Here is a 17,927-nt window from a genome sequence, read left to right as displayed (position 1 = left end):
TCTCTCATAGTCGGGTGACGAACGTCCTGAGTGTCTCTCCGTACTCGGGCCGCAGCGGGTGTTCCGCGAGGTCACGACCGATGGCGGACAGGACCGCGGCGCGGTGCGCGTGATGGCGGCTCACGCACACGTTCTCCCGGCTGACGAGGAAGAACTCGTCGAACCGGGCGCGCTCGGCGTCGGTGGTGGGCACGCGCGTTCGCCCCGACTCGCGCAGCAGCGAGTTGCCGCCGGGCACGAGTTTGCGCATGACCTCCATGTGTGCCAACAGGTTCGCCTTGCTCGCGGTGGAGAGCGGTGCGGCCGCCACGGGCCCCAGTGCGGTACGGGCCCGGCGCAGCAGACCGGGCACGGGCTCGTAGTCACGTGCCCACCGCCCGCTGAACGCCGGGTCGAACGCCACCATCATCGGCCGGATGACGTCCTCGTACACCTCACGGGAACAACTGCCCGAATAGGCAAGCATCACCGAGTACGCGTCATATCCAAGCGCAGCGAGGCGGACTAGTTGCGAATCAGGCTCGCGTATCAACCGATCGAGTGAATCCGAAAGAAACCTCCAGACCAGAAATGCACCGTGATGACCGAGAAACCACCGGTGCACGGCGCGATCGACCGGATCTTCGGGACTGCGGATGTCGATGGGAATCTGATAGCACCCGTTCGCGCACGGAATCAATTCCGCCCCCGGCATCGGCAGGCGCAGGACGGGCAGGTCGACCCAGGTGTGCCCCCACGCGGGAAGGCAGACGGGAGCACTCATCACACACCCTCCACTTCGGACACGACGCGATCGAGGAGGTCCGCCACGCGACCGAGCGCGACGTCGAGCGGGCGATCTTCCACGATCGGCGGCACCTCTTCGGCTATCCGGTCCAGCACCGCCGCGAGCCGTGGTGCCTGCGGGCGACGGGCGCCGACGTGCACGGCCTGGCGCAGCGCCACCGCAAGGGCGGCGTGCAGGTACCGCAACAGGTTCGCCTGGTCGAGCGCGACGAACGCGGCCTGCGTGCCGAACGGGACGACGTCCTGGTTGTGCAGGTTCGTCGGCAGGCTCTGCACCGACGCGGGAACGGCGGCGCGGCGCATCGCGGCGACGGTCGCCGTCGCGGAGATCTGCACGCCCTGCAGCGCGTGCTGCCGGCCGGGCGCGGGGCTGAGCATCGGCGGCAACCCGCTGGTGCGGCGCGGATCGACCAGCAGGTCGAGCTGCCGTTCGGCCAGGTTGCCCAACTGCACCAGCGCGACGTTGAGCTGGTCGGCCGCGAAAGCGCTGGGCTGACCGAAGAAGTTGCCGCCGTGCACGACCTCCTTGATCTCCGGGAAGAACAACGGGTTGTCGCTCACGCCGTTGAGGTCGCGGCGCACCACCTCCTCCGCGTGCCGCACGCTCGTGCCTGCCGCGCCGATCAGCTGCGGCGTGCAGCGAATGCTGTAGACCTCCTGCAGCGGACGCTCGCCGGACGGTGTGCTGCCCTCCAGCCAGGTTCTGATCGCCGCGCCGCTGTCCGCGACGTCCGGATGGCCGAACGCGGCCAGAAGTCCAACCGACGTGAACTCGGTGCCGCAACCCAGGACGTCGGTCATCAAGGCGGACAACAACTCCGCGCTCCGGCGCGCGCGGATGGCCTGTGCGACAGCGAGTCCGAGTGCTGCGGCGGTCACCGAAACACCGTTGACCAACGCGAGCGCGTCCCGCCCGTCCAGCTCAAGTTTCTTGAGTCCCGCGCGTGTGAGCGCTTCCCCGGCTGGCATGAGCTTCCCCTGGAACAGCGCGTTCCCGTGGCCGCGCAGTGCATGCGCCACATAGGCGAGCGGTTGGAGATCACCGCTCGCGCCGACGGAGCCCAGTTTGGGCACCGCTGGGGCGAACTCGGTGTCCAGCATGGCGCACAGCGAGTCCACGACCTGCTCCGACACCCCGGATCTCCCCTGCGCCAACGAGAACAGCCGCGCCAGCACGGCCGCACGGGCGACCGCGGGCGGCAGCAGTTCACCGTGGCCGACGATGTGGTGAATGATCGTGTTGTCGCTCTGACCGACGCTGTCCGCTCTGCCCTCGAACTCCACGAGCGGTCCGAAACCCGTTGTGACACCGTAGATCGCGCGTCCGGAGCCGCTGACTTCGAGGACGAACTCGCGGCAGCGCGCGATCCGGTCCCGCACGGCGCCGGGAAGTTCGACGTGCAACGGACCGCGCGCGAGTTCGAGCTGGGCTGGTTCGAGAGCCGCGGCCAGGTTGACAGCAGCGGAAGAAGTTCCGACAGGCACGACGCCTCCTGTGGACGACATGGGGAGCCACTCGCGACGATCCCCGTTGACCTGTCGGCGAGGAAGGGCCTTATGTACGCACTACCCGAGGAAAATCCAGCCAGGAGAATTTCTCAGCGCTCGACCGGAGTGATCAAGCCACCGGAGAGGTGATCGAACTCTCCGCTCACGATTCGGGCCAAAAGATCGGCCGACTGCTCCACCGGGGTGAACCTGCCCGCACGCGCTGAGACCTTGCACACCAAGGACTTCGGTGAACGCGCACTAGTGTGATTCCTTGAGCAGCCGACGCAGGACCTTGCCGGACACGGACTTCGGTATCTCTCGCACGAACTCAACCTGGCGCACCTTCTTGAAAGGCGCTACCTCCGCTGCCACGAACGCCATCAGCTCCTCGGCCGTGACGTCGCCTTGCGTCACCACAAAGGCTTTGGGCACTTCGCCGTTAACCCGATCGGGCGCACCGACCACGGCGGCGTCCCTCACCGCGGGATGCCGTCGCAACAACGCCTCCAACTCGGCGGGCGCGACCTGATATCCCTTGTATTTGATCATTTCTTTGATGCGGTCGACGACGTGGAACCGGCCGTTGTGGACTCGCACGAGATCGCCGGTGCGCAACCATCCGTCCACGAAGGCCTTTCGCGTGGCCTCTTCGTCGTTCAGGTAGCCGTTCATCACCTGCGGGCCGCGGATCAGCAGCTCGCCTTCGGCGGTGTCGTTGCCGGTGCCCGGTTCCACGACGCGGGCCTCGGTGCCGGGGCAGAGCACGCCGACGCTCGTGGGATCGCTGTCCAGGTCGCCGTCGACCGTCTGGTGCGTGCCGCCCGCCTCGGTGAGGCCGTAGCCCTGCCGGATGGGAGCCCGCAGCTTGCGTTCGGCTTCCTGGCGGATGTCTTCGTCGAGCGGGGCGGCCCCGCAGAGGACGAGCTTGAGGTTCAGCGCGGGGATCGGCCCGTCGTGGTCCGCGATCGCGGCGGCGAGCGGCGGCACCAGGAACGCGCGCGTGACGCGGTGGTCGGCGAGCCGCTGCAGGTAGGTGCCGGGGTCGCTGCGGGGCATGGTCACCAGCGTGGCGCCGCCGAGCAGGCCGGAGTTGAGGATGATCGTGAAGCCGTAGACGTGGAAGAACGGCAGGTTCGCGGCGAGCACGTCGGTCTCGTCGATGCGCCAGCCCGGGCGGTGCTGCTCCAGGTTGGCGACGAGCGCCCGGTGACTGAGTTCGACGGCCTTGGTGAGGCCGGTGGTGCCGCTGGAGAAGAGGACGACCGCGATCCCGGCGGGGTCGCCCGGCGGGAGCGTTTCGGTGCCGCCTTCGGGAAGGTCGTCGAGGTCGAGGGTGCGCGTGACGTTCGCGAGCCCCTTGAGCCGGTCGATCTCGCTCGGCGTGAGCAGCGGGTTGATCAGCGCCGCGGTCGCTCCGGCGGCCATCACCGCGAGCACGCCGACCGCGTACAGCGGCCGGTTGAGGCTGGCGATCGCGACCGTGTCACCGGGCTTGACCCCCGCTCCGACCAGGCCCTTCGCGGTCCGCTCGACCTGGGTCCTGAGCTCCGCGTAGGTCAGTCGTTCACCCGTGACGGCGTCCAGGAGCGCCAGCTCGTCGTGGCCTGGTGCGAGAACGTGCTCGGGCACGGTGGTTTCGGGGACGACCACCGCCGGCAGGGGGCTGCGGTAGATCACTTGCTCGACTCCGTTGTCCACGCCGCCGGGCCTGATGCCCGGCAGCGTGGCCGGAGACTATCCGCACTTTTCGTGTTGGTGCGAGTGCCGGAGGATGGTGATGAGACGCGTTGTCAGAGCGTCACACCGCGCTCAGCGAGCCAACCCACCGGGTTGACCTTCTGCGAGCCGCCGACCCAGACCTCGAAGTGCAGGTGCGGCCCGGTCGACTGGCCGCGGTTGCCGATCGTCGCGATCTGCTGGCCGGCCTTGACCTTCGCACCCTGCGGCACGTCGATGGTGTTCATGTGCCCGTAGACGGTGATCGTGCCGTCCGCGTGCTGGACGCGAACCCACAGCCCGAACCCGGACGCGGGCCCGGCCTCGATGACGGTGCCGTCCATGGCCGCCACGATCGGCGTGCCGATGGCGTTCGCGATGTCGACGCCGTTGTGGCTGGTCCCCCACCGCGCACCGAAACCGGACGTGAACGTCCCCTGGGCGGGCCGGACGACCTTGGGCCGCTTGGCCTCCGCCTCGGCCGCGAGGCGAGCCTGCTCGGCCTTGGCTGCCTCCTGGCGCTTGACGTAGGCGCCCTCCGCGGACTTGAGCGCCTCGCGGACGTGGAACTGCGCCTGGAGCTGCTCGGCCTGCAACAGCTTGCGCGTCTCGGCACCGGTGTCCAGCGAGTGGATCGTCTGGATGCTCTCCTGCTGCGGCGGCTGCGCGGTCAGCGCCGCCGCGAGATCCTTGGTGGCCGCGACGGGGACGATGCGGTCGACCGGCGTGACCGTGGTCATCGCCTGGGCAAAACCGGCGCCGGCGAGGGCGCCCGCGGCGACAACCACCGCAACGGCCTTCTTGCGGTCCAGGTCCACTCTGCCGACGAAGTCGACCAGAGCGTCCTTCGCTCGATGCCGTGCCAAACCTGCCTCCATGCACTCGGGGGAGTTCGACGACCGCGCTTCGCCGGGCTTCGGGGGGCCTGGCTGCGGGCTTCGGGGGCCCGGTGTCGGACTGGACCGCTTCGGGGGCGGATCCGTGTCCTTGCGGTTATCGAACCGTGACATGCGGCGCAGAACGTAACCTCGCGTCACCGGCCCGAGCAAGCGATGAGGGCGTTTGGGTGATGAGGCCCACTGTTTGTCACGCACCGTGATTGACCTGCGGAGTCGATGGTCAAGGCGTTTCAGACCAATCCCGGTCACGGTGTTTGTACTGGTCAGTCGCTTAATCGTGAAAGGGTCACGGCCGAGTTTTGGAGCGGCGTCGGCTGGGGATGGTCACCAGGCGTGTGCGGGCCGATTTCGGGCTTCCGCGGGCCGTGCGCGACGCGCTCAACGCAAAGGGCCGCCGGACGCGGCTGGCGTCCGGCGGCCCCTCAGGCCGGGCAGGTCCGAGCTGGACCCGCCCCTACTTGTACTTGGGTGAAGCAGGCGGCAGCCCCGCCGGCGGCAGGCCTTCGTGGATCACCTTCATGGTGTTGAACCACGTCGGTGCCGCGCCCTGGCCACCGAACACGCCCTGCGAGCTGCCGGGACAGAGCCGCATCGGGTTCGCGCAGATCACCTGGGGGGCGTTGCCGTCGGCGTAGGTCATCGCGGCGCCGGCGTACTGCGGGGTCGCGGCCAGGAAGGCCACCGACTTGTGCTCCTCGGTGGTGCCGGTCTTGGCGATGGCCGGGCGGGTCCAGCCGGCATCCTTGGCCGCGTCCGCGGCGGTACCCGAGCCGCTGGTGTCGTGGGACATGGCCTGGGCCAGCGAGTTGGCCAGCTCGGGGTCCACGGCCTGCTCGCAGGGCTTCTCCTTGAGCGGGATCTCCTTGCCGTAGCGGTCGATGACCTTCTCCACCGGGGTCGGCGGGCACCACTTGCCGCCGGAGACGATGGTGGCGGCCACGTTCGCCAGTTCCAGGACGCTGGTCGCGCCCGGACCGAGGGTGTAGGAGCCCGCGTTGTTCTGCTTCGTCCAGTCGCCCTGGGACGGGCCGTTCGACTTGTCGGCCTTGAGCGGCTCACCGCCGCGGTTCACGCCCTGCAGGGTCTCGCGCATGCCCAGGCGGTAGGCCATGTCGACCACGCTGTCCAGACCGGCCTTCTCCTGCAGGATGACGAAGCCGGTGTTCGGGGACGTCGCGAGAGCCTGGGTCAGCGTCATCTTGTCGTTGTACTTGCCCGCGTTCTTCACGACCCACGGCGTGTTGCCGTTCGGGTAGACCCTCGAGGCGTAGGTGGCGGGGACGTCGATCATCTTGTCGATGCCGGTGACGTGCTTTTCGAGCGCCGTGGCGGCGGTGAAGATCTTGTTCACCGAGCCGGGACCGAACGGGAGGACCTCGGCGGGCACCGGGCGGGCGACCTGGCCGAGCTCGGCGCTGTTGCCGAAGTCGCGGGAGGCGACGAGCGCGCGCACCTTGTGCTTGCCGTCGACCGGCTGGACGACGGACATGACGTTCGAGACGCCGTTCGTGGTCTTCGGGACCTGCTGCTCGGCCGCCGTCTTCGCGGCCTTGGTGGCCTTCGGGTCCATCGTGGTCTTGATGGTGAGGCCACCGCGCTGCAACTGCTTGTCCGTGATGCCGGCTTCCCGCAGGTAGTCGAGCAGGTAGGAGCAGAAGAAGCCGTAGATCGGGCCGTCACCGGCGCCGACGCAGCCCTTGGGCAGGATCTTCAGGTCGTCGACGACGCCCAGCGGCGCGGCCTTGTACTCGGTGGCCTTCTTCTCGGCCTCGGCCTGGTCGGTGCCGAACGCGTTGTTCTCGCGCATCTTGTCGATGACGAGGTTGCGGCGCTCCAGCGCCTTCTCCGGGGCGGCACCGGGGTTCAGCGACGACGGCCGGTTCGCGATCGCGGCCAGCAACGCGGCCTGCGGAACGGTCAGCTTGTCGGCGGTCGTGTTGAAGTACGCCTTGGCGGCCGCGCCGACGCCGTAGGTCTGGTTGCCCAGCGGCACGATGTTGAGGTAGCCGGTGAGGATCTCTTCCTTCGACATCTGCTGCTCGAGCTGCAACGCGACCCGCGCCTCGCGCATCTTGCGGCCGATGGTCGCCTCGGTGGCCTTCTCCCAGGCCTCCTGCTCGTTGTCGACACCGAGCACGAAAGCCATGTAGTTCTTCACGTACTGCTGGGTGAGCGTGGACGCGCCCTGCGTCGCTCCACCGTCCACACCGGCCTTGGCTGCGGCACGGGCGATGCCCTGCCAGTCGACGCCGTGGTGTTCGAAGAACCGCTTGTCCTCGATCGCGAGGATCGCGGCCTTCATGGTGTCCGAGATCTGCGCCGACTCCAGCGGCACCCGGTACTGGTCGTACAGGTAGGCGATCGGCTCGCCGTTCATGTCTTGAATGGTGGTGACGAGCGGCAGCTCGCCCTTCGCGAGATCACCCGACGTCTGGTCGACCGTGTCGGCCGCGCGGTTGGACGCGAGCCCGAGACCTCCGACGAACGGGAACACCATCGCGGCGAGGAGCACACCTGCCGTCAGGCACAACCCCAGCAATTTGACCAAGCCTGACGCGCGTGCGGCGAACAACCCGCAACTCCTTCCGAACAATCCCCAGAGAGCTCTATACCTATAAGTCGCGCGAGAGGCCTGTGAGGTTGCGTCCGCTGATCGACTGTTTTCAACCTACCGGAGCAACCGCAGTCCGATCGTCGGACTAGCTCTGCGCACCTCCACACCGGCGTGGTCGGGCAACAGGTCGTCGAGGAACCCGTACCGCGCCAGTTCCTCGTCGGGCCGCCGGCTCACCGTCCGCCACCAGACCGCGATGTCCCCCCAACCGGGAGACGACAGCGAACCGCCGAAATGCTGCACGGACAGCGCGGCGCACAGGTTCGCGAACCGGACCCGGTGCTCCAGCGGCCACCCGGCCAGAGTGCCCATCACGAACCCGGCGCCAAACACGTCACCGGCCCCCGTCGCGTCGAGCTGCGCGACGTTCAGCCCCGGCACGTCGACGACCTCGCCGGTGGACCCGTCCACCGCGACCGCGCCGCCGCCCCCGCGCGTGACGACGACCACCGGCACGTGCTCGGCGAGCCGGCGCGCCGCGGCCTCCGGCGTGTCGGTGCGCGTGTAGCCCTGCGCCTCCACGTGGTTGGGCAGGAACACGTCATATCCGTCGAGCCGGCGCAGCAGTTCCGGCGACCACGCCCCGGTGCGGTCCCAGCCGATGTCGGCGAAGAGCTTCGCGCCGTTCTCCTTCGCCGTGCGCACCCACTGTTCGTCCTCGGCCTGGATGTGCACGAAGCACGCCCGCGTCGAGGGCGGCGGGCAGAAGAGGTCGTCCGCGATGACGGGCGCCTTGTGCCCGTGCGTGACCATGCTGCGGTCGCGCTCCATGGCCATGGACACGGTCACCGGCGAGTGCCACCCGTAGAAACGACGGCAATAAGAGAGGTCGACACCTTCCTGGTCGGCCAGCACGTCCCAGCAGAAGTCGCCGTACGCGTCCTCGCCGAACGCCGCCGCCAGCGCGGTCTTCAACTCCAGCCGGCGCAACGCGACCGCGAGGTTCGCGATCCCGCCGGGACACGACCCGAGTCCCTCGGCCCACACCTCTGTTCCCGCGGCCGGTGGGCGGGGCAGGCCGGTGAAGATGATGTCGAGGAAGACGGTGCCGGTGAGCAGCACGTCGAAGTCCGGAACAGCCGCGGGGTCAGCCATGCGTAAACCTTGCCACCCGCCCCTGACACTCATGCGTTAGAAACGACGCCCATGGGGGTTCCGCTTCGGAAAAACGTTCAGTTCCAGCTGCTGTGGTTCGGCGGCGCCGTCTCACAGCTCGGCAGCACGATCACCGTGCTGGCCGCGCCACTGCTGATCATCGCGCTCACCGGTTCGCCGTTCTGGGCGGGCGCGGTCGGCGGTGCGCGGGCGGCCGCGCTGATCATCGCGCTCATGCCGGCCGGCGTGTGGGTCGACCGCTGGGACCGCCGGATGACGCTCGTGTGGAGCCAGACCGTCCAGGCGGCGACCGCGGCGGTCTTGGCCGTCGCCGTCCTCACCGATCGCGCCCACATCGCCGTCTTCCTCGTGCTCGCGATCGTCGACGGCGTGTGCACGGCGTTCGCCGGCCCGGCACGTGCCACCGCGATCCAGGCCGTCGTGCCGAAAGACCAGCTCAAGCCCGCCTACGCGCAGGAGGAGGCGCGTGGCCACGCGGCGCGGGTCGCCGGACCACCGCTGGGCGCCCTGCTCATGGCCGCCGGGCGCGCGGTGCCGTTCGTGGTCGACGCCATCACGTTCGCCGTGGCCGCGGTGTGCGCGTGGTTCGCCAAGATCCCTGCACGGACCGAACAGAAGCCACGGCAGAAGATGCACCACGACATCAAGGAAGCCGGCGCGTGGCTCTGGCACCAGAAGGGCCTGCGCAACCTCACGTTCGTCTTCCTCGTGCTGAACCTGCTGGGCGGCGCCTCGATGCTGCCGGTGATCGTGCTCGTCGGCGAACGCGGCGGCAACGCGCTCGACACCGGTGTGGTCTTCGCGGGCATCGGCGTGGGCGGGGTGCTGGGTTCGCTGTTCGCCCCGCGTGTCACGCTCGCCCCCGGCCGGCTCATCGTCGTGGTGCTCGCGGTCTTCGGCCTCTGCAACCTCGCCATGGCACTCCCGTTCGGCGCCTTCTGGCCGTTCGTGCCGCTGGCGGTCACCGCGACGGTCACCCCGTTGATCAACGTGGCGGTCTCCGCGCTCTACACCGAACTGGTGCCCGAGGACATGATGGGCCGCCTGGACGGCATCACCACGCTGGCCAGCCGGGTGCTCACCCCGCTGGCGCCGGTGCTCGGCGGGTTCCTGGCGGGGGTCGCGGGCGGCGGGCCCGCTCTGCTCGCGTTCGGAGCGCTCATCCTGGTGACGGCGCTGGTCGCGGCGTTCACGGACCTCGGTGTTCCGGCTAGCCCTCCTCCGCGATCATCTCCCGCATCCGGGTGAGCGCGCGGTGCTGTGCCACCCGCACGGCACCCGGCGTCGACTCCACAGCCAGCGCGACCTCCTCGGCGGACAGTCCCACGGCCACCCGCAGCACGAGGATCTCGCGCTGGCGGGCCGGCAGCTTGTGCAGCAGCCGCGTGACCTGGGCCATCATCTCGCCGTTGACCGCGTGCTGTTCCGGGCCGTCGTCCAGCGAAGGGCAGTCCGGCAGCTCCGGCACGACCTCCGCGCGGTTGCGGACGGCGCGGCGGCGGGCGTCGGCGACCTTGTGCGCGGCGATGCCGTAGACGAACGCGAGGAACGAGCCCGGCTCGTAGCGGTACTTGGACAGAGCGCCCAGCACGGCCACGCAGACCTCCTGCGCGATGTCCTCGGCCGAGACCAGAGTCCGTTCGCGGCCGCCGACGCGGGCGCGGCAGTAGCGCACGATCAGCGGCTGGATTCGGCCGAGCAGGTGCTCGACCGCCCGTCTGTCTCCGTCCAGGGCGGCGTCGACGAGGTCGGTGAACTCGGCTTCGGCGAGCCACTGATTGGAGACCGGCGTCTGGCGCACCCGACGGCGCATGGGCACCGTTGGCTGGTTCCACGTGTCCTCGGGTGCGAGGACGCCGACACCGCCACCGGTCCGCACGGCTGTGGGTTGAACCATCCCGGCGACCTCCTCATTACAGCGACACTCGGGGCTTCACTGAAGAAGAGAACGCAGCGAGCCGTTTGATACCGCCTGCTTCCAAGAGGACCACGAAGTCCAGCCGGACGGGATAACCAGCACCCTTTTGGGGTAGAACATGGTCCTAATGGCCCAGCCGTTCGGCCATGGCAAATTGTTGTACGCCGAGGTGGCCGCCGCGGAATCCGGCCTCCGAGCAGGCCAGGTAGCACTCCCACATCCGGCGGAAGGTGTCGTCGAAGCCGAGCTGTTTCACCTGGTCCCAACGGGTGAGGCAAGTGTCGCGCCGGCGGCGAACGGTCTCGGCGTAGTCGCGGCCGAACGAGCGTGTTTCGACAATCCGCCCTGCCCGGCCGCCCGGCGCGAGCACCCGGTAGATCATCGAGAAGTACTCGGGCCGTTGTTCGGCACCGACTGCCTCGATCGTCTCGAAGCTGCCGACGGCGTCGCAGAGATCGTGCTCCTCTCGGTAGTCACGCACCTCGGCCGTCACTCGATCGTGGAGGCTCACCTCCCTCACCCGGTCCAGCGCCGCCGTGCGCTGCTCCGCCGAGATCGTCAGTGACGTGACCGTGGCACCCCGCTCGGCCGCCCGGATGGCCGGTGGTCACGGCAGTATTGTCGAACGGTGATCGAACACCTCAGCATCCCGACCGAGGCAGGCAGCTTCGACGCCATCGCGTCCGGTCCCGAGGACGGCCGCCCGGTCCTGCTGCTGCACGGTTTCCCCGAGGCCGCCATCGAGTGGGAGCACCAGGTCGCGGTGCTCGGCATGAACGGCTTCCGCGCGGTCGCCCCCGACCAGCGCGGCTACTCCCCCGGCGTCCGGCCCGAGCAGGCGAACGAGTACACGGTCACGCACCTGGTCGGCGACGTGATCGCGATGGCGGACGCGCTGGGCTGGACCACGTTCGACCTGGTCGGCCACGACTGGGGCGGCGCGGTCGCCTGGTGGACCGCGATCGAGCACCCCGACCGGCTCCGCACGCTGTCAGTGTTCTCCACGCCCCACCCCGGTGCGTTGAAGACCGCGCTGCAGACCGACGAAGAGCAACGGATGCGTTCGCAGTACATGTTGGACTGGCGCGAACGCAGCACCGAACGCCGCATGCTCGACAACAACGCCCACGCGCTCAGATCGATGTTCGAGTGGCGGGTCCGGCAGTCGCACGTCGACGAGTACGTCCAGCGGCTGAGCGAGGAAGGCGCGCTCACGGCGGCGTTGAACTGGTACCGCGCGGGCAAGCCGTCCGGCGCCGCGGACAAGGTCAGCGTCAGGACGATGTACGTGTGGAGCACCGAGGACGTGGCGTTCGGGTCGGTGGCCGCGTTCGAGACCGAGAAGTGGTGCACGGGCGGGTACCGGTTCGAGATGGTCGAGGACGTCAGCCACTGGATTCCCGAGGAGATCCCGGAGGCGGCGAGCTCGCTGCTCCTCGAACACCTCTCCTGAACCTCGATTGCCGCTTGCGGCAACTGCCGGAACGGAAGCCGTTCTACCTGGTCAGCGGCTCGGCCCTCTCGTTACGTTCAGTTTGCGCGCGCTGAATCGAAGATCCCACGACGAGAGGTGCGAACCATGTACGAGACGCCGCAGCTGATCGACCTCGGTTCCTTCGAGGAGCAGACGGGCTTCCTCGGCAGGTCGGGCAACGACCGGCTGATCTTCAGCAAGAACTGACGCGGTCCGTGGTGGCACAGCTGCAACAGCGCTGCGGGACACGATCACGCATGGCGCTGGGGTTCCAACTCGCCCGGCTCACCGACCAGGGCCCTAGGTCTGGCGGTAGTTTCGAGGCATGCGCGTGGCCGGCCTTCTGCTAGCTGCGGGGGCAGGCCGCCGGTTCGGCTCCCCCAAAGCCCTCGTCCCGTTGGGCGGCAAGCTCTTCGTCGAAAGCACCGCCGAACTCCTCAAGGCGGCCGGATGCGATCCGGTCGTCGTCGTCCTCGGCGCCCAAGCCGACGTGGTGCGTGCGAAGGCCTCTTTGGACGGCGTGACGATCGTCGACAACCCCGACTGGGACACCGGTATGGGTTCATCGCTGCGAACCGGCCTGCACGCCATCGGCATCGCGGACGCCGTCGTGGTGCTGCCCGTGGACACTCCGGGTGTCACCGTCGCCGCGCTGCACCGCCTGATGGCCCTCGCCGAGCCCAAAACCCTGGCGCGCGCGGTCTACCACGGCGAGATCGGGCACCCGGTCCTGATCGGCTCCGACCACTTCGCGGGTGTGATGGCGTCGGCGGCGGGTGACCAGGGCGCGCGGGACTACCTCAACGCCAACACCGTCCGCCACGTCGAATGCGCCGACGTGGCGGACGGTGCCGATGTGGATCACCCCGGTGACCTGCCGCGGAATCAGGCCACGTAGCGGCGGAGCTTGATGCCCGACGACACGTTGGACGCGCTCAGCCAGTGCAGCGCACCGCCCGCGTACGCCGGGTCGGCGACCGCGAACTCGTTGTCACCGGCGCGGTAGCCGACGATCGTGGCGTAGTGGCCGCCGGAGTAGTTGCGGCCGTTCAGGCGGATCACGTTGATCACGTTGATCACGACGGCGTGGCCGTGGTTGACGTTGTAGACGACGTCGGCCTTGAGCTTCTGCGGCAGCTGCGCGTGTGGAACTGCTGGCCTAAGGCCGCGCGTGCACCGCCGCACGAGCGCACCCACCGGCGCCGACGAGCAGCCCGCACGCCACCCACACCGGCCAGAGCTCGGAGTAGGTGACCGCCAGCGCTATGTGCGTGGCCCCCGCAGCCGTGAAGACCGCCGCCAGCACGACCCAGAAGTAGAAGTACCGCCTGATCCAACCCACCCCCTGCCCACACGAGTGCCGTTATCGCGCGTATCGAGGTTTGTCGTGCTCGGGTTACTGGTGAGGTCACCATCGATCCGGTACTACTGACCCGCATGACGACCGACACCGTGACCGGCTCCGACTACGGCAACCTCGTCCGCACGCACCTGACGCGCGTCGAACAGCAGAACGCCGCCGCACTCGACGACGTCGCCGAGCTCGTGCTCGCCGCCGTGCAGGCCGACGGAACCATCCTCACCGCAGGCGCTGGCCACTCGCTCGCGGCGGTCGCGGAGACCTTCTACCGGGCAGGCGGCCTGGCCTGCGTCCGCCCGATCTACCACCCCGAACTGCTCCCGATGCACGGCGCCATCAGCAGCACGGCGGCCGAACGCCGCTCCGGCCTCGCGGGCGAGGTCCTGCGCGAGGCGGGCCTGGCCCCGCACGACGTGCTGTTCGTCTTCTCGACCTCGGGCGTCAACCACTACCCGGTCGAACTGGCCCAGGAAGCGGCCAACGCGGGCTGCCCGGTCGTGGCCGTCACGTCGGTCGCCGCGAGCGCCCAGGCCCCGCGCCGCGCGGGCGTCACCCTCGCCGAGGTGGCCACCGTCGTCCTGGACAACCTCGTGCCGCCCGGCGACTCGACCTACCCGGAGCACGCCCCGGTCACCGCGGCGATCTCCACCGTGGCGACCGCGTTCCTCTGGAACCTGCTGATGGTCCGCCTGGTCGACAAGGCCGCCGAAACCGGTGTGCAACTGCCGCTGTGGCGCAGCGCCAACGTGGAAGGCGGCGACGCGGCCAACGCCGACCTGCTCAGGCACTACCAAACCCGCATCCCGCAGCTCGGTTGAGTAGCAATACTCAGTGCATCTCAGCTGGCCACCGTTAGTCTCCCACCGGGGAAAGCACTTACCTGGGGGGATTTGACCGGTGGAACAGAAGACTCGCAGATGGATCCTGATCGGCGGCGCGCTCGCCACCGCCACCACGGTGGGCGTGGCGAGCGTCCTGCTCTTCAACAGCGACGACCCGGCCGCCTCGACCGAACAGCCAAGACGAACACAGGAACAAGCACAGCAGCAGGTCGTGACCGCCGCCGACGTGGCCCGCCTGTTCGTCAACAACCTGTTCGTCGAACCAACAGCGGCAGCCCCGTACACCGACGCGCCAAACCCGGCGGTGAACGCACTGATCGCCACCAAGTCGGCGATGGGCGCCTCCACCTACCAGGCCACTCTCGCATCACAAACCACCGGCGACGCCACCACAGCGGACTTCCCGGCCACCGTGACGTGGACCCTGCCCAGCAACGCCACCCTGAAGTACGACATCACGATCAACCTGCGCCGCACCGGTGACGACTGGAAGGTCCACTGGACCCCCACCCTGATCCACCCACAACTGACCGAAGGCGGCGCCCTCACCTACCGCCCGGCACCGGCCGACGGCGCCCTCCTGGGCCGCGACGGCAAGCCGCTGGTCCAAGGCACCATCCCGGACGGCCTGTACAAGACCATCACCGGCCAGACCGGCGACATCAAGGGCACCGACGGCTGGGAGGTGGGCATCGCCAACGGCACCGCCTTCACCCCGATCGACGGCAAAAAGCCGGAGTCCGGCGAAAAGATCACCGTCACCATCGACCCGGCCCGCCAAGCAGCGGCCCAAGCGGCAGTGGACGCTCTCCCCCAAGGCGCGGCCATCGTCGCCATCGAGGCCTCCACCAGCGAGATCCTGGCCGTGGCCCAGAACAAGGCGCTGTCCGGCACCAACCCGTTCGTGGGCCGCTACGCACCGGGCTCGACGATGAAGATCGTGACCGCGGCCGCCGCCCTGAACGCGGGCCTGACGCAACCCAACACGGCCCTGCCGTGCCCCGCCACGGCGACCATCGGCACCCGCACCATCAAGAACGCCGACTTCGGCTACGACAGCCTCCCCTTCCACACCGCCTTCGCCGTCAGCTGCAACACCACCTTCGGCTCGCTGGGCTCGAAACTCCCGCCGAACGCCCTCCCGGACATGGCCAAGCGCTTCGGTCTGGGCGCCGACTGGACCATCACCGGCGCCGACACCAACACCGGCAAGGTCCCGCCGGCCTCCGGCGACCAGCAGGTGGAGAACAGCTTCGGCCAGGGCAACGTCGTCGCCAGCCCCTTCGGCATGGCCCTGGTGGCCGCCACCGTCGTCTCGGGCAAACAGCCCACACCAACGCTGATGCGCGGCAAGCCCTCAGTCCCGAACGACGTGGCAGCAGCCCCGCCCGCCGCCGTGCTCCAGCCCCTGCGCGCGATGATGCGCGAGGTGGTCACCGGCGGCACCGCCAAGCAACTGGCCGGAATCCCCAACCTGGCGGGCAAAACCGGCACGGCAGAAGCAGGTGGCGGCACCGCGCACGGCTGGTTCGTGGGCTACCAGGGCAACGTGGCGTTCGCGGTGTTCGTCGAGAACGCGGGTTCGTCGCAGAGCGCCCTGAACGCCACCGCCGCGTTCCTCAAGGGCTGACTTTCTGGCGCGTGGTCGCTCCGGCGAGCCTGTCCTGCAGGGTGGCATGGCGGAACTGGTAGATCGGACCGACCACGCGCAGCAGGTGCCGTTCGTGCGCGTCCTCGAGGAATCGGGTGAAGCGCAGCGGGGTGCGGTACCGGACAGCGAGCCAGATCTGGGCGATCATCAGCTGAAAACCGTGCGAGAACCCTACCGCCAGGACCACGCCGATGATCACGCCGCTCAGCACGGCCGGCCAGAAGTCATCGGCGAATCCATCGAGCAGAGCAGCTGGGTTGCCACGACTGTAAGCGAAAGCATGACCCAGCTGGCGCGCGGAAGCCATGCCGACGCCGGACACGAACGCCAGCACCAGAGCAACCGTCAGATCTTCCTTGACCGCAACCCACGGCGCGACGGGGTGGTCCCTCGGTGCGGCCTTCCCTCTGAGCCCGAACCCCAACCATGCCAGCACCGCGCACATGGCGAACGAGACCGCTCCGAAGAGCGAGCTGACCACGAGCCCGTAGCCCCTCGCGAGCAGAAACGGGAGCACCCCACCCCCGGCGATCAGACCGGCTGCCACCCCGCACAGGGCCGCTTGATGCGTGAAGAGCCTCCGAAGTTCAAACCGTTGCGACGTCATCGGACCAAAAAGGTGCTTCATCCAAGCTGCGAGGAGAGCGATCACACCGAACACGAGTCCATAACCAGCTTCGTCCTCACCCAAGCTGACGACGAATCCACCCGTCGACACGAGTGCGAGGACGATCCCTGTCAGCACCAACCGCCCCGTGAGCGACACCCATCGCGTGATGTCCCACAGAGTCAGGTCACGCGTGCCGCCCTCGGACAGCCTCCGGGCGACGAACTCCAGGGTGGAGCGCGCCGCCGCGGCCGTGCAGCGGTACGGACGCTCACCAGGACGCCGCTCGTAGGCCGTTGCGACCACTTGGTCCAGCAGGTGGTTCTCCACCGCTTTGGCGTCCGGAAACCGGGTGATGTCCAGCAGTTCGTCGACCGGCCCCGCGTTGCCGTAGATGTCGCGGAGCAGACTCACCGTCAGCGGGGACGACAACGCGCGGGCGAACGCGGTGTCCGGGGTGTTCGTGACCGCGTGGATGACCGCCTGCCACGGCGCCGGCGGCGGATCGGTGAGCGTCCGCGCCAGGTAGTCCGCGACATCGGCCGGACGCAACGGCGAGAGCTCCAGCGCCACCGCGCCCGCCAGCGTCTGACCAGCGGCGGCGTCGACGAGTTCCCGCGTCCGGGTGAGCAACACCAGTCGGAAGCTGCTCTGCTCACTCAGCGCCCGGAGGATCACCCCCCGAAGCCCGGCGGGGACCTCGTCCAGGCCGTCGAGGAACACCGCGATCTTCCGCGCCTGCAGCAACGCGGCGGCCTGCGGTTCGGTGAGGTGGAACGACGGCATCTGCCGCAGTGTGGTGATCAGCCACTGTTCGAGCGGGGTGGTGTCCGGGTCCCAGCCCGACATCGTGAACATCACCGGCACCGGCACTCGTTGCCGCTCGGTCGGGTCGAGCCCGTCGCGATGCCGCAGGGCGTCGAGCAACAGCAGCACCGCCGCCGACGACTTGCCGCTGCCCGGCCCGCCGACCAGCATCAGCCGCCCGGACGCCAGCCCGCCGTAGATGCGGTGCAACGCCTTGCGGTCGCCGCTGCGCAGCTTGGCCGCGGTGACCGGCGCGAGGCCGGGCAGCGGGTCGAACTGGGCCTGACCACCGCGCGGCACCACGGCCGCGGCAACGGGACCCGCCACCGGTTCGGCGCACCGTTCCCACCTGATCGGCAGGGGTGCCGGCAGCAACAGCCGCCGGTCGGCCGCCGCGTGTTCCCACTGGACGCGCATGGCTCGCGCCAGGCCGTCGGCCAGCAGGTCGGTGTCAGGTGCGTCGGTCCGCTTGAACACCTTGACCAGCAAGTCCCACAGCAGCAACACCATCGTCGCCGCCGCCAGCGCGAACTGGCCGAACGTGCTGCTCTCGCCTCGGTCGGGCGCGTCCATCAACGCCACCCAGACGACCCATCCGCCCAACACCAGCGCGACAGCGAACCGAGCCAACCGGGGTGACCAATGC

The 17,927-nt window shown here is 69.0% G+C and carries 17 protein-coding genes; 6 read left to right on the top strand and 11 right to left on the bottom strand.

What is annotated here, in order from left to right:
• Window positions 1–4: 4 nt before the first annotated feature.
• From G7043_RS12575 to G7043_RS12550, 6 genes are all read right to left on the bottom strand, one after another.
• A complete protein-coding gene (locus G7043_RS12575) occupies window positions 5–433 on the bottom strand; it encodes a hypothetical protein (RefSeq protein WP_166045795.1) in 429 nt (142 codons plus the stop codon).
• A 329-nt stretch (window positions 434–762) separates the two neighbouring features.
• On the bottom strand, window positions 763–2,271 hold the full coding sequence (locus G7043_RS12570) for an HAL/PAL/TAL family ammonia-lyase (protein ID WP_313887829.1): 1,509 nt from the start codon (window positions 2,269–2,271) through the stop codon (window positions 763–765).
• A gap of 264 nt (window positions 2,272–2,535) precedes the next feature.
• Window positions 2,536–3,954 (bottom strand): AMP-binding protein, encoded by a 1,419-nt coding sequence (locus tag G7043_RS12565; protein ID WP_166045793.1) that lies wholly within the window; start codon window positions 3,952–3,954, stop codon window positions 2,536–2,538.
• A 113-nt stretch (window positions 3,955–4,067) separates the two neighbouring features.
• Entirely contained in the window at window positions 4,068–4,859 is a 792-nt protein-coding gene (locus G7043_RS12560) for a M23 family metallopeptidase (protein ID WP_242642235.1), read from the bottom strand.
• A 487-nt stretch (window positions 4,860–5,346) separates the two neighbouring features.
• Entirely contained in the window at window positions 5,347–7,464 is a 2,118-nt protein-coding gene (locus G7043_RS12555; protein WP_242642234.1) for a transglycosylase domain-containing protein, read from the bottom strand.
• A 96-nt stretch (window positions 7,465–7,560) separates the two neighbouring features.
• Complete coding sequence (locus G7043_RS12550; RefSeq protein ID WP_166045791.1) at window positions 7,561–8,601, bottom strand: carbohydrate kinase family protein; 1,041 nt, start codon at window positions 8,599–8,601, stop codon at window positions 7,561–7,563.
• A 51-nt stretch (window positions 8,602–8,652) separates the two neighbouring features.
• Here G7043_RS12550 and G7043_RS12545 point away from each other — a divergent pair, with 51 nt between their 5' ends.
• Window positions 8,653–9,870 (top strand): MFS transporter, encoded by a 1,218-nt coding sequence (locus G7043_RS12545; protein WP_166045790.1) that lies wholly within the window; start codon window positions 8,653–8,655, stop codon window positions 9,868–9,870.
• Here the strand turns inward: G7043_RS12545 and shbA are convergent.
• A complete protein-coding gene (shbA, locus tag G7043_RS12540) occupies window positions 9,833–10,519 on the bottom strand; it encodes an RNA polymerase sigma factor ShbA (protein WP_242642233.1) in 687 nt (228 codons plus the stop codon). The two genes, G7043_RS12545 and shbA, sit on opposite strands and share 38 nt — an antisense overlap.
• A 145-nt stretch (window positions 10,520–10,664) precedes the next feature.
• Entirely contained in the window at window positions 10,665–11,138 is a 474-nt protein-coding gene (locus G7043_RS12535; RefSeq protein ID WP_166046333.1) for a class I SAM-dependent methyltransferase, read from the bottom strand.
• Between the two features lie 30 nt (window positions 11,139–11,168).
• Between G7043_RS12535 and G7043_RS12530 the strand changes: the two genes are divergently transcribed.
• The 3 genes from G7043_RS12530 to G7043_RS12520 all read left to right on the top strand — a co-directional run bounded on the left by G7043_RS12530 (window position 11,169) and on the right by G7043_RS12520 (window position 12,912).
• Complete coding sequence (locus G7043_RS12530; RefSeq protein WP_166045789.1) at window positions 11,169–11,993, top strand: alpha/beta fold hydrolase; 825 nt, start codon at window positions 11,169–11,171, stop codon at window positions 11,991–11,993.
• A gap of 126 nt (window positions 11,994–12,119) precedes the next feature.
• Window positions 12,120–12,221: a keywimysin-related RiPP gene (locus tag G7043_RS12525; protein ID WP_207311115.1), complete on the top strand. Its 102-nt coding sequence runs from the start codon at window positions 12,120–12,122 to the stop codon at window positions 12,219–12,221.
• 118 nt (window positions 12,222–12,339) lie between these two features.
• Window positions 12,340–12,912, top strand: a complete 573-nt coding sequence (locus tag G7043_RS12520) for a nucleotidyltransferase family protein (RefSeq protein ID WP_166045787.1) — start codon at window positions 12,340–12,342, stop codon at window positions 12,910–12,912.
• On the opposite strand, the gene G7043_RS12515 is transcribed toward G7043_RS12520, so the two are convergent.
• Window positions 12,900–13,199 (bottom strand): C39 family peptidase, encoded by a 300-nt coding sequence (locus G7043_RS12515; RefSeq protein ID WP_166045786.1) that lies wholly within the window; start codon window positions 13,197–13,199, stop codon window positions 12,900–12,902. The genes G7043_RS12520 and G7043_RS12515 overlap by 13 nt on opposite strands.
• Complete coding sequence (locus G7043_RS12510) at window positions 13,174–13,356, bottom strand: hypothetical protein (protein WP_166045785.1); 183 nt, start codon at window positions 13,354–13,356, stop codon at window positions 13,174–13,176. The genes G7043_RS12515 and G7043_RS12510 overlap by 26 nt, the downstream gene beginning before the upstream one ends.
• 95 nt (window positions 13,357–13,451) lie before the next feature.
• Here G7043_RS12510 and G7043_RS12505 point away from each other — a divergent pair, with 95 nt between their 5' ends.
• Both G7043_RS12505 and G7043_RS12500 read left to right on the top strand, forming a co-directional pair.
• Entirely contained in the window at window positions 13,452–14,192 is a 741-nt protein-coding gene (locus G7043_RS12505; protein WP_086668742.1) for an SIS domain-containing protein, read from the top strand.
• 79 nt (window positions 14,193–14,271) lie between these two features.
• On the top strand, window positions 14,272–15,846 hold the full coding sequence (locus tag G7043_RS12500; protein ID WP_166045784.1) for a penicillin-binding transpeptidase domain-containing protein: 1,575 nt from the start codon (window positions 14,272–14,274) through the stop codon (window positions 15,844–15,846).
• Here G7043_RS12500 and G7043_RS12495 read toward each other — a convergent pair.
• Window positions 15,836–17,911, bottom strand: a complete 2,076-nt coding sequence (locus G7043_RS12495) for a hypothetical protein (RefSeq protein WP_166045783.1) — start codon at window positions 17,909–17,911, stop codon at window positions 15,836–15,838. The genes G7043_RS12500 and G7043_RS12495 overlap by 11 nt on opposite strands.
• Window positions 17,912–17,927 lie beyond the last annotated feature (16 nt).

Source organism: Lentzea alba (assembly GCF_011067745.1).
In the GTDB taxonomy this organism is placed as follows: Bacteria; Actinomycetota; Actinomycetes; order Mycobacteriales; family Pseudonocardiaceae; genus Lentzea; species Lentzea alba.
This window is presented reverse-complemented; position numbering and strand designations above follow the sequence as displayed.

Coding starts and splice junctions, on each gene's coding strand:
- G7043_RS12520 (WP_166045787.1), top strand. CDS start 12,340: ATGCGCGTGGCCGGCCTTCTGCTAGCTGCGGGGGCAGGCCGCCGGTTC.
- G7043_RS12525 (WP_207311115.1), top strand. CDS start 12,120: ATGTACGAGACGCCGCAGCTGATCGACCTCGGTTCCTTCGAGGAGCAG.
- G7043_RS12505 (WP_086668742.1), top strand. CDS start 13,452: ATGACGACCGACACCGTGACCGGCTCCGACTACGGCAACCTCGTCCGC.
- shbA (WP_242642233.1), bottom strand. CDS start 10,519: ATGGTTCAACCCACAGCCGTGCGGACCGGTGGCGGTGTCGGCGTCCTC.
- G7043_RS12550 (WP_166045791.1), bottom strand. CDS start 8,601: ATGGCTGACCCCGCGGCTGTTCCGGACTTCGACGTGCTGCTCACCGGC.
- G7043_RS12545 (WP_166045790.1), top strand. CDS start 8,653: ATGGGGGTTCCGCTTCGGAAAAACGTTCAGTTCCAGCTGCTGTGGTTC.